The organism is Paraferrimonas haliotis, assembly GCF_002282895.1.
Taxonomy (GTDB): domain Bacteria; phylum Pseudomonadota; class Gammaproteobacteria; order Enterobacterales; family Shewanellaceae; genus Paraferrimonas; species Paraferrimonas haliotis.
The window spans coordinates 1-11,484 of record NZ_NRRB01000011.1 but is presented as its reverse complement, the minus strand read 5'-3'; the positions used below and the strand labels follow the sequence as shown (position 1 = coordinate 11,484).

Here is an 11,484-nt window from a genome sequence, read left to right as displayed (position 1 = left end):
CTCAAGCGTGTTTTCAATATCGACATCGAGACCTGCAGCGGCTGCGGCGGCGCCATGAAAGTCATCGCCTGCATTGAGGGGTATGAAGCCCAATGGAACGAAAACGTACGCTAAGCTTCTTATTCCGCAGAACGCTCACTTGCCAACTTCTTAGCAACGCGAATGACTGTACGATCTGAAACATTGGTGAGTTTCGCGGTATCACTGATACTCAGCTTATTGATAACTCTTAGCTGATAGATTTTTTCGTGAAGCTGAAGGTCGGCTTGTCGTCCACGATATTTTCCCTCTTCTCGCGCCTTCATGATACCTTCAGCTTGTCGACGACGACGATCTTGGTAATCCTTTCTTGCAATCGCTGCGAGCATATCCATCATCATCCCGTTAATGGCTCTGATCATAGAGCGAGTGAACTCATCGGTAATATGTGGTGCAAAAGCGATATGACTGGTCGGTAAATCAAGGCTGATAACCTTAAGATCCTTTTGGTTCAGCATTTCCTTTAATTTGAACCAACTTTCCTCATCAAGACGAGAAAGTCGATCAATTTGCTCGATGATGATTGCATCCCCTGTTGCAGCATCATCAAGTAATCGGAGTAATTCAGGCCTTTGCAATGATGCGCCCGATTCATTCTCAACATACCAACCTGCTATTCGACAGCCTTTTTGCTGTACAAACTCCTGTAAGACTTTTTGTGCTCGTTTTGCATTTTGATCGCTAGTTGATGCTCTAAGGTAGCCAAAGATGTACATAATCTGCCTTAAGTGACATTTAAGTTATGATCTAAAGTGGTGTGCCATATAGGTTATGACAAATATATAAAAACTGCCACTTTTTATCTGTGATCATAGGATATACTTAAAAGTCTTACATTATTAAGCGCTTGAATCAGTAATTAACATACAAATAATATCGCTCCCCTTGAAGGGGAGGATATCTTTATTTTGGCCGTTGAGTATTAAGTGAATTTTTATTGGTGTGGTTTAGTCTTTTTGTGATTTCTCAGCAGCTTTTAATTGTCCGATTTATACCAATTATTTTTATAAGCCATAGAGCCAAACAAAGCGTTGGCTTTAGCTCGGTCTATAACACTTTGTTCTACCTGAGCTGGCGTTAATTCATTGGTATCAAAGTTATACGTATAACTTGATACTTTTTCGCCTGGAGAGAAGACAACTAAGTTGTCGCGTGTTAGGTAACCATAGTTTTTATCAAACTGCATCATTACTCGTTCATCTTCTCTGGCTAACGGTTGCGTCATGTCGCGACCTATCATCGGTGATACGCTGTCTACTCCGATCAGAGATAGCAGAGTTGGAGGCATATCTAGGTTGTTTACCAAGCGTTCGTCTATCCTTGGTGCAATGCCATTACCCAAAATGACGGCTGGGATATGGAAATGGTTCACCGGTACCAATTGCGAACCGTGAACTTGCGCATCATGATCTGCGATGATAATAAAAACGGTGTCGTCCCAGTATTTAGATTGCTTAGCTTTATCGAAGAAAGTTCCAAGCGCATAATCAGAATATTTTACCGTATTGTTACGCGTGTTATATTCGCTATCGTAAGGTTCAATTTTTCCTTCTGGGTACTCAAATGGACTGTGATTACTTGAAGTGAAAACTAAGCTAAAGAAAGGCCTATTTTGCTTATTTAATTGAGTAAATTCTTGATGCGCCTTGGTATAAAGATCTTCATCGCTAACGCCCCAAGAGCCTTTAAAACTTGGACTCTGATAGTCCTTCTCTTCAACAATATCTTCAAAGCCATTACCTAAGAAAAAGCTTTTCATGTTATCAAAGTGAGCTTCGCCACCATAAATAAATTGAGTGTGGTAGCCTTCATTTTTGAGTAGCTCAGCAATGGTAAAGAAACCTGTTTGGCTTTTACTTAGCTTAACAACGGCACGTGATGGCGTAGGTGGGAAACCTGTGGTTATTGCTTCGATCCCTCGAACTGAGCGTGTGCCAGTGGCATACATTTGGTTGAAGGCCCAGCCTTCTTTAAGTAATTTGTCTAGGTTTGGAGTCAGAGGTAGCCCCCCCATTCCACCGACAAAACGTGCTCCCAAGCTTTCTTGGAGAAGAATGACTAAGTTCTTTTTCTTCCCTTGATAGCTTGCGATGTTTTGATTCAAGGTTGGCAAGGAGCCAGGAACAAAGCGTTCAGGCTTAGCAGAAGATTGTTTTACTAATTCTATTACTTTGTCTTGGGCCATTTTTCCGTAAAACTTTTCTGCGCTGCGCTCTGATTTCATGTTATTCACTGCAAAAAGGAGTGAATATGATGAGTTCAGTACCAGATCGTTCACTAAAGGATCGCTTGAAAACGCCACCATTGCAGGGTTTAGTGGACGATGCCCCAATGTAGATCTTGCTCCTAATACGCCAAGTAAAACCACAATAATCGCTAGCACAGGACGCCAATACCATTTGAATTGCTTTGTTGTCCGAGTTATTTTACCGCTCCATAGCCAGCCAAGTGCTAGAGTCATAGTTGAACCGACCAAGCCAATGAATAACTCGAGTTTGTATCCAACCCAAAGCATACTGAATACTTCTTTTGGATAGATTAGATATTCGACAAACAGGCGGTTTGGTCGTAAGTCGTACTCCATAATAAAAGGTGGAGTCGCGAGCTCCATATAAACGAGGATCCACAAGCCGAACACAAGCCAAACGCGTAAAGCTAAGCGCCAGATTTTACCTATGATGCCATCCACCGGAAGAAGTGATGCTAATAAACTTGGCAGAATGAATAGCCAACATAGTGTCGCAATATCAACCCTTGCACCTTGTAAAATAAGTGCTCCCCAACCTTCAGAAGAAGAAACTCGCTCTGCCATCCATAGTGCAAGTAGCATACGAGATACTGTTAGTATGCAAAAAGCAACAAGTGCAAAGGCGAGTATTGGTCGTAGTGGACCAAAATTCATTTTTTTCATTTTTTCACCTAGTTACGATTGACGACAAGTACTGAATATATCGAGAGATTTTTCGTATTCTTGGGTTTCGATATCCATGATTCCGAGAATGGAGTGGAAGATATTGTCATGTGAATAGTTTCCATTTTTCGCCTGCTGACTCAAACAGTCGTAGTTGATCTGTTTATTGGTTTTGAAACCAGGAGACATCCACATTATTAATGGCACTTTCGTTTGGTGATTGGGCGCTAAGCTATAGGGCATACCATGCAAAAATAGACCATTCTCACCAAGTGACTCGCCGTGGTCAGATACATACACCAACGCCGTGTTGTATTTATCTTCTAATGACTCCAACTTTTCGATCGCTTGACTGATGACATAGTCGGTATAGAGGATAGTGTTATCGTAAGTATTTACAATTTCTTCGACCGAGCAATTTTCAATGTCAGCGCGTGGACAATCAGGTAGAAAGGTCGCTTTCTCTCTCGGGTAGCGTTGGAAGTAAGTCGGACCATGACTACCGATAAGGTGTAGTGCAATCATTCGATTACCATCTAAACCTTCAGCATCTTGATCAAAGTTTTCCAGTAGTGCTATGTCATAACAGGTTTTTCCATTACACATTTCATCTTGGCGAGACCGATCTACCGTAATCTGAGTAATGTTACGCGCCACGCCTTTGTCACCACCATCATTTTCCTTCCATAATAATGAAACATTAGCCCGCTTTAGAATATCTAGTAGGTTGTCTTGACTGTCTGCTGTTGCACGGTCAAAGTTTTGGCGCGTTAATGATGAAAACATACAAGGAACAGAGACTGCTGTGGCGGTACCACACGAGCTCACATCTTGGAAAGAGATGATGTCTAGGTCTCGGGTATATTGATTAGTTGGTCTTGTGTATCCGTTCAGCTCATAGTTCTGTGAACGAGCGGTTTCGCCAACCACAAAAACGAGTAAGTTAGGTTTACTTTGTGCCTGTTGCATCGCAATGGCGGTTTGACGGGCATCCATTGCGAGCTTGCGATATGGAATAGGTTCAGAGAAGTAAGTATCTCTCACATAGCCAGTTGCACTATAGACAAACTGGGTAGGGATAATCATTTTTTTTAAATAACTATTGTTCCGGCCAACAGAGGTGTAATCCTGATAATACAAACCGGCAATGAGTGCAATAACCGCTAAAGAAGCAAGCATAGAAGCTAACTTAGTGAGAACTAACTTAATAAGATTGATTGTTGGATTGAGAGGGGCTTTGAAAACAAGTAAGGCAGGAATGACACCCATCAATATGGTCCAGACAATCGAATAACTACTTAAATATGATGTAGCTTCACTGGAGTCTGTCTCAACAATGTTAACGATCATATCGTAGTCGAACAAGGTACCGTAGTTATAACCTGCATAACTGATCATACTAGAGATAATCAATAAAGTGATAAAAAATGGCTTTCCAATCCATGGCCAGCTAAATAAGTTAAACAAAAAATTTAGAGCAGCCAAAAAGAAAAATGGGATTGATATAATAAAGCCAACCTTTACGTTATCTAACTGGCTTAAAATATTGTTAAGCTCCTTATATACAGGAAGGTTAACAATGGCAGTAAAGTAAAAAGCCAAAATAAAAGTGAAGGTGACAAATGATATGTTACCTTGAATTAATTGATTTATTTTTTTCATAGTATTTCGATAATAACGGATGCCCAAACTAGTAACGCAAGTGCGAGTGCCACAAAAACAGCGGCTGAACCAATGTCTTTCGCTCGACCACTTAACTCATGCCATTCATCGCTGATGCGATCAACCACAGCTTCGACTGCCGAGTTCATCAACTCAACAATTACGACAAGCAGTAAGCTAGAAATAAGCAAAGCCCGTTCAATGTGATCAACTGGAAGCAGAAAAGCGACACATGTAAAAATGAGAGTTAGAACAACTTCTTGTCTAAAAGCGGCTTCATTTATCCAAGCGGCTTTTAATCCTTTCATTGAATAATCGGTTGCATCAATAATGCGGCTGACACCTGTTTTCCCTGGTTTCAAGATAAGGCTCCTTAATTTTCTATATCGAGTATTTATTGGTAATTATGTTGCCTGTATCTAAACAAAGATACAACACAAAAAATGGTAACTCAGGGCAACACAACCAAGACGGCGTATGGTTGCACTGGCCATTCGTAATAAAATAACAGTAAATTAAAGAGTTGAACAAAGCCCCGCAACTGTTCCATTATTTACCATTGTTGAAAGGTTAAAATTATGCGCCCAGACTTTTAGTAAGGGTGTGAAATCACTCTCTTGTTGTACTGGTTAAAACAGAGTTATTATTTATACGGAAACTTCAGTGGTTGGGCTAACGAAGGCTTGTACTTTTCACTTGACTAATACAGATAGGGATTGAAATGCCCGTAGATTTCTTAACCAATGAACAAAAAAGCAATTACGGGCAGTTTCAAGGTGATCCGAATGATGTCCAACTCGCTAGATATTTCCACTTAGATGAAGCGGATCTAGTTTTTATTGGAATACGGCGTGGTGAACACAATCGCTTTGGGGTTGCTCTACAATTAGGTTGTGCACGTTTTCTTGGCACCTTTTTGACCGACTTAACGCAAATACCGAAAAATACGCAAAGGTTTGTAGCAAGACAACTTGGTATCACGAATATTGCGATCCTCAATGATTATGCTCAACGGGAAACGACCCGAAGGGAGCATGCTAGCCTTATTCGCACCCAATATCACTATCGCGAGTTTTCTTGGCCTTGGTCATTTAGGCTTATCCGTCTTTTGTACACGCGGAGCTGGATAAGTAATGAACGTCCTAGTTTGCTTTTTGACCTGGCAACGGGATGGTTAATCCAACACAAAATTCTTTTACCTGGAGCATCTACCTTAACTCGGCTAATCTCCCAAATAAGAGAGCGTTCCGAAAACCGTCTATGGGAGCGCTTAGCAGCATTACCTAGCAGTGATCAAGGCGAGCAGTTAGACTGCTTACTCCAGCTCTCAGATACATCAAGAACGACACATTTTGACCGATATCGAAAAGGTCCAGTCAACATAAGTAGTCCTGCGTTTAACGAGTCGGTAGGTCGTTATAAAGCGCTTAAATCCTTTGGGATACAGTCCCTCGATTTCACAGGGATCCCTCCGATTCGATTTAAGCATATTGCCCGTTACGCTGGGATGATTTCGGCTTATAAAATCGCGCGTATGCCAACCAATAAACGGAAAGCTATCTTAGTGGCGTTCGTCAAAGCGTATGAAATCATTGCACTCGATGAAGCGCTAGACGTATTGGATATGCTCATCACTCAAATCGCAGGTGAGGCAAAAAAGTTAGGTCAGAAAAAGCGATTACGAACGCTTAAAGACCTGGACAAATCCGCACTTACACTGGCCAATGTTTGTGTCCTGTTACTCAATGATACCGTGGAAGATGAGGATCTACGATCTGCTATTTTCCAGAAACTTTCCCGTGAAAGCTTAGAAAAGTCCATCACCACCATCAAAGAGTTGGCTCGCCCCTACGATGATAACTTTCACGAAGAAATGGTTGAACAGTATGGTCGTGTAAGACGATTTTTACCTTCGTTATTCAAAGATATCGACTTTGAAGCTGCACCTGCTGGCGTTATGACATTAGAGGCTCATGATTATTTGAGTCAATTACTCGACTCTCGTAAACAAATTCTCGACGATGCACCCATGGATATTGTGTCTAATCCTTGGAAGCGCCTTGTTGTGGACAAAGAAGGACGAGTTAATAAACGCGGTTATACCCTATGCTTTTTAGATAGGTTACAAGATAGCTTGCGTCGTCGTGACATTTTTGTTGCAAATAGTGACCGCTGGGGAGATCCAAGAGCCAAACTACTGCAAGGTCACGAGTGGCAAATCAATCGCATTCAGGTGTGCCGCTCATTAGGGCATCCCATTAATCCCAAAGAAGCTATTACCGCTTTAACTCAACAACTTGATGCAACCTATCGACAAGTCTCGGAAAACTTTGATGACAACCAAGCTGTAAAAATCGATGATTCGGGTAAACGCCCAACGTTAACTATTACACACATAGACAAGCTGGATAACCCACCGAGTTTACAGCATCTTTCAAAGCAAATTGAAGCATTACTTCCCCGTGTTGATTTGACGGAGCTATTACTTGAGATTAATGCTCACACAGGGTTTGCCGATGAGTTCACACATATAAGTGAATCCAACGCTCGAGCCAACGACATTACAGTCAGCATTTGCGCAGTGCTACTGGCCGAAGCGTGTAATATCGGTTTGGAACCGCTAATAAAATCTCACGTTCCCGCTTTGACAAGACATAGACTCAGTTGGGTTAAACAAAATTATCTTCGAGCTGAAACTCTCGTTAAAGCGAACGCTAAGTTGGTTGACTATCAATCGTCACTCTCACTCGCCCATCAATGGGGAGGCGGAGAAGTGGCTTCAGCAGATGGAATGAGGTTTGTCACTCCAACCCGCACAATCAATTCCGGTGCGAACAGAAAATACTTCGGCTCTAGTCGCGGAATAACTTGGTATAACTTTGTCTCGGATCAGTTTACAGGCTTTCACGGAATAGTCATTCCCGGGACCTTACGTGATTCCATTTTTGTTCTTGAAGGTCTATTGGAACAACAGGCGGGTCTCAATCCAGTAGAAATTATGACAGATACCGCAGGATCAAGCGATCTGGTGTTTGGGCTTTTCTGGTTGTTGGGGTATCAGTTTTCACCAAGGTTAGCCGATGCAGGAGAATCCGTATTCTGGCGAGTGGACAAAGAAGCAAATTATGGCGCTCTTGAAGAGCTTGCCAGAAGCTGTGTTAATACCCACAAAATAGAACAACACTGGGACGATATGATGCGTATAGCTGGCTCTCTTAAACTGGGGACAGTACAAGCATCAGAACTTATTCGTTCTCTGCTCAAAAGTGACCGTCCATCTAGCTTAGCTCAAGCTATCATAGAGGCTGGTCGCATCAACAAAACGTTATATCTGCTCAATTACATTGATGACGAAGATTATCGCAGACGGATACTGACACAGCTTAATCGCGGCGAAAGTCGCCATGCCGTTGCTAGAGCAATTTGTCACGGTCAAAGAGGTGAGATACGGAAACGTTACCGTGAAGGGCAAGAAGATCAATTAGGAACACTAGGACTGGTAACCAATGCCGTCGTGTTATGGAATACAATTTACATGCAAGCAGCGATAACCCATTTAGAAAGTCAGGGAGTAGATCTGAAAGATGAAGATATGGCGCGTCTGTCTCCCCTCAGTTATAAACACGTGAACATGTTAGGTCATTACTCATTTACGTTGGCCGAACAAGTGATAAACGGGGAACTTAGGCCATTAAAACAGCCAACTGACCAAGAGGATTTTTCTTAGCGTACGTTTTCGTACCGTTGGGCTTTATACCCCATTGAAGACCCTATAGTGATCAAGCAGATCCTTGATCACCTGAAGCACAAAGCCGAAACCAGCGGGACCAGGGCGTTACCCGAAAGCCGGGCGCCACCGGCTGAGCTGCTCCTGGGTCTGTTTGACTGACGAGCCTGAAGGCCAACGATACCAATCAAAATGCTGCGTTCACAGCGCCGCGGCAGGGATCCGCCGTGCTGGTTGTCGGAAAAGGAGCCGCTAGTGGGAAAGAGGAGGGTAAATTTTCAGCGTTGCTGGCTCCCCGTCAGCCGGATTGGGTTGCATCGCAGGGGTGTCGAAAGAGTCAACTGCGGTCCAAAGCTGTTGGACTTGGGTGAAAAGGGCGTTTATTCTTCCTATACGTTCATTAGGTCATCTAGCCTTTCTTCCGCAGGTTTTGTTCTTGGTTTTTTAGGGGGTAATGTCATAGGGTTTGTCTCTTAATATCTTGTGCTAAAAGCAAATCTGATAGGGGTATCATAGCACTTAATATTGATATGCTAAAACTTAGCTCGCTGGTAGCTTCGCTATTTTAACTATCTTTTTGGTGCTTCTATAAAAAGATAAAATAAATACAATCAATAAAACATACATTATCGCACCAATCATCCATATCCAGCCATCCCAACTTGCCAGTGTTTGACCAAAAATAAAGCTAAATAATAATGGGCCGATCACCCCCGTCGTATTGGTTAAGCTGACTAGAACGCCTTGTAGCTTACCTTGGTTAGTTTGATTGACTTGAGCTGACATTAACCCCTGTAAGGCTGGTAGCGCAATACTGCCGCCGGCGAGTAAGATTAATGTAGGGTAAATCATCCAACCCTTTGTCAATAATGACAAAATAATGAATGCTGCTCCATCAACAACAAAGCCCACAATAATCGTCACTTTTTCATTGAATTTCTTGGCGATTGCGCCCGCTACAAATGCTTGGAACAAGGCATGCATGATGCCTAACCCCGCTAAAGATAGGCCGATCTCCATACTGCCCCATTGAAAACGATGTTCCGTAAATAACACCCATGTCGTTGCTGGAATTTGCCCTATCATTTGAGTCATAAAAAAGATAAATAACAATAGTATGACTGGCTTGATCACTTGCAGGAAAGGTCGCGAATTTTCTGCTGTTTCTGTGGTGTTTTTTTCAGTATTTTTGATTTTATTATCTTTAAATATCAACATAATAACTAAAAAAGAGAGCGCATTTAAAATGGCAGCAATAATAAAAGGAAGATGAGCTGAGAATTGCCCTGTAAAGCCGCCAATTGCAGGGCCAGAGATTAACCCGACACCAAAAGCCGCCCCTAAGCGTCCAAACCACTTAGTACGCTCTTGTGAAGCAGTATTGTCAGCAATAACAGAAGCGGCGACCGCACCTGTTGCGCCAGTAACTCCAGAAATTAATCGCCCAACGTATAGCATCCAAAGTGAGCTAGATAATGCAAGCAAAGTGTAATCCACAGCAGCGCCTGCAAGAGATAGTAGTAATATTGGTCGGCGCCCGAATTTATCAGACCATTTGCCAAGTAGAGGAGCAAAAAAAACCTGCATGATGGCATACAGTGCCAGCAGGATACCGTAATGATTTGCTAAATTTTCAGCCGACACGTATTCACGTAACAATGTAGGCAATACAGGCATGATCAAGCCGATCCCCATAGCATCTAGGGCGGTGATCGTTAAAGCGGTGATCGCAAATTTATTCATCGTTTTTTCTCTATCATTGATAGAGTTGGAATATATCCCTATCAGTGATAGAGTGTCAATAGAAAAAAAGAGAGGGCAGTATGGCGCGATTAGATAAAGAAACCATCATCACAGTGGCATTAGAGTTGCTAAATGAAGTGGGAATGGAAGGGCTGACAACGCGAAAACTAGCTCAAAAACTGGGCGTAGAGCAGCCTACACTATATTGGCATGTGAAGAACAAGCGCACATTGTTGGATGCATTATCTGTTGAAATGCTAAAGCGTAATCATCGTCATTCATTACCCGCAGTTGGGGAAACGTGGCAACAATTTTTACGTAATAATGCATTGAGCTTTCGTGATGCATTATTAAGTTACCGTGATGGCGCAAAAGTGCATTTAGGGACTCGCCCGAGTTCAGACCAATATGACACCGTAGAAATGCAGTTGCAGTTTATGGTGGACAATGGTTTTTCATTAAAATGTGGGTTATATGCAATAAGCGCGGTTGGTCATTTTACGTTAGGTTCTGTGTTAGAGCAGCAAGAACATATCGCAGCACTTAATGATAGGCAACAAATAGCAGATGATACGATGCCTCGACTATTAAAAGATGCTTTGCAAATTATGGATCAAGATGATGGCACAGAGGCTTTTTTATTTGGTTTAGAAGCATTGATTAATGGTTTCGAAAAGCAGTGATAAGGTGTCTGTGTTTTTAGGCTCGCACAATAGGGGGGATTTGTGCGAGTGGTGGATTTATTTAGAACATTGTTTTTCAATTTGGCGTTTTTGTTCTACCAATTTTTTAGCTGTTGCCATCGCGAGTTGTTCATCGGCTTGCATTTTTGCTAAACACAGTATTGCAAGGACGCGGAACATGCCTCATGTGGCGGCCAGGACGGCCAGCCGGGATCGGGATACTGGTCGTTACCAGAGCCACCGACCCGAGCAAACCCTTCTCTATCAGATCGTTGACGAGTATTACCCGGCATTCGCTGCGCTTATGGCAGAGCAGGGAAAGGAATTGCCGGGCTATGTGCAACGGGAATTTGAAGAATTTCTCCAATGCGGGCGGCTGGAGCATGGCTTTCTACGGGTTCGCTGCGAGTCTTGCCACGCCGAGCACCTGGTCGCTTTCAGCTGTAAGCGTCGCGGTTTCTGCCCGAGCTGTGGGGCGCGGCGGATGGCCGAAAGTGCCGCCTTGCTGGTTGATGAAGTACTGCCTGAACAACCCATGCGTCAGTGGGTGTTGAGCTTCCCGTTTCAGCTGCGTTTCCTGTTTGCCAGCCGGCCCGAGATCATGGGGTGGGTGCTGGGCATCGTTTACCGCGTCATTGCCACGCACCTGGTCAAGAAAGCGGGCCATACCCACCAAGTGGCCAAGACGGGCGCGGTCACCCTGATCCAGCGTTTTGGAT

General features: G+C 43.1%; 8 protein-coding genes. 3 read left to right on the top strand and 5 right to left on the bottom strand.

Features of this window, described 5'->3' with window-relative positions:
* Positions 1–119: 119 nt before the first annotated feature.
* The 4 genes from CLC91_RS14755 to CLC91_RS14740 all read right to left on the bottom strand — a co-directional run bounded on the left by CLC91_RS14755 (position 120) and on the right by CLC91_RS14740 (position 4,974).
* A complete protein-coding gene (locus CLC91_RS14755) occupies positions 120–755 on the bottom strand; it encodes a recombinase family protein (protein ID WP_095498753.1) in 636 nt (211 codons plus the stop codon).
* A 260-nt stretch (positions 756–1,015) separates the two neighbouring features.
* Positions 1,016–2,950 carry an LTA synthase family protein gene (locus CLC91_RS14750; RefSeq protein ID WP_095498754.1) on the bottom strand — a complete coding sequence of 645 codons (1,935 nt, stop codon included), beginning with the start codon at positions 2,948–2,950 and terminating at the stop codon, positions 1,016–1,018.
* Positions 2,951–2,962: 12 nt separating this feature from the next.
* The gene (locus CLC91_RS14745; RefSeq protein ID WP_095498755.1) at positions 2,963–4,612 is read right to left on the bottom strand and encodes a phosphoethanolamine transferase; all 1,650 of its coding nucleotides are present in this window, start codon (positions 4,610–4,612) and stop codon (positions 2,963–2,965) included.
* Positions 4,609–4,974: a diacylglycerol kinase gene (locus CLC91_RS14740; RefSeq protein ID WP_095498756.1), complete on the bottom strand. Its 366-nt coding sequence runs from the start codon at positions 4,972–4,974 to the stop codon at positions 4,609–4,611. Before CLC91_RS14740 ends, CLC91_RS14745 begins: the two co-directional genes overlap by 4 nt.
* A gap of 359 nt (positions 4,975–5,333) precedes the next feature.
* Between CLC91_RS14740 and CLC91_RS14735 the strand changes: the two genes are divergently transcribed.
* Complete coding sequence (locus tag CLC91_RS14735; RefSeq protein ID WP_095498757.1) at positions 5,334–8,339, top strand: Tn3 family transposase; 3,006 nt, start codon at positions 5,334–5,336, stop codon at positions 8,337–8,339.
* A 540-nt stretch (positions 8,340–8,879) separates the two neighbouring features.
* Here the strand turns inward: CLC91_RS14735 and tet(59) are convergent.
* Entirely contained in the window at positions 8,880–10,082 is a 1,203-nt protein-coding gene (gene tet(59) / locus CLC91_RS14720; protein WP_001031679.1) for a tetracycline efflux MFS transporter Tet(59), read from the bottom strand.
* Positions 10,083–10,162: 80 nt separating this feature from the next.
* Between tet(59) and tetR the strand changes: the two genes are divergently transcribed.
* Both tetR and CLC91_RS14710 read left to right on the top strand, forming a co-directional pair.
* Complete coding sequence (gene tetR, locus CLC91_RS14715; protein WP_000113092.1) at positions 10,163–10,765, top strand: tetracycline resistance transcriptional repressor TetR; 603 nt, start codon at positions 10,163–10,165, stop codon at positions 10,763–10,765.
* Positions 10,766–10,943: 178 nt separating this feature from the next.
* The coding region (locus tag CLC91_RS14710; protein WP_198950938.1) for a transposase zinc-binding domain-containing protein at positions 10,944–11,484 on the top strand (541 nt) is incomplete at its 3' end.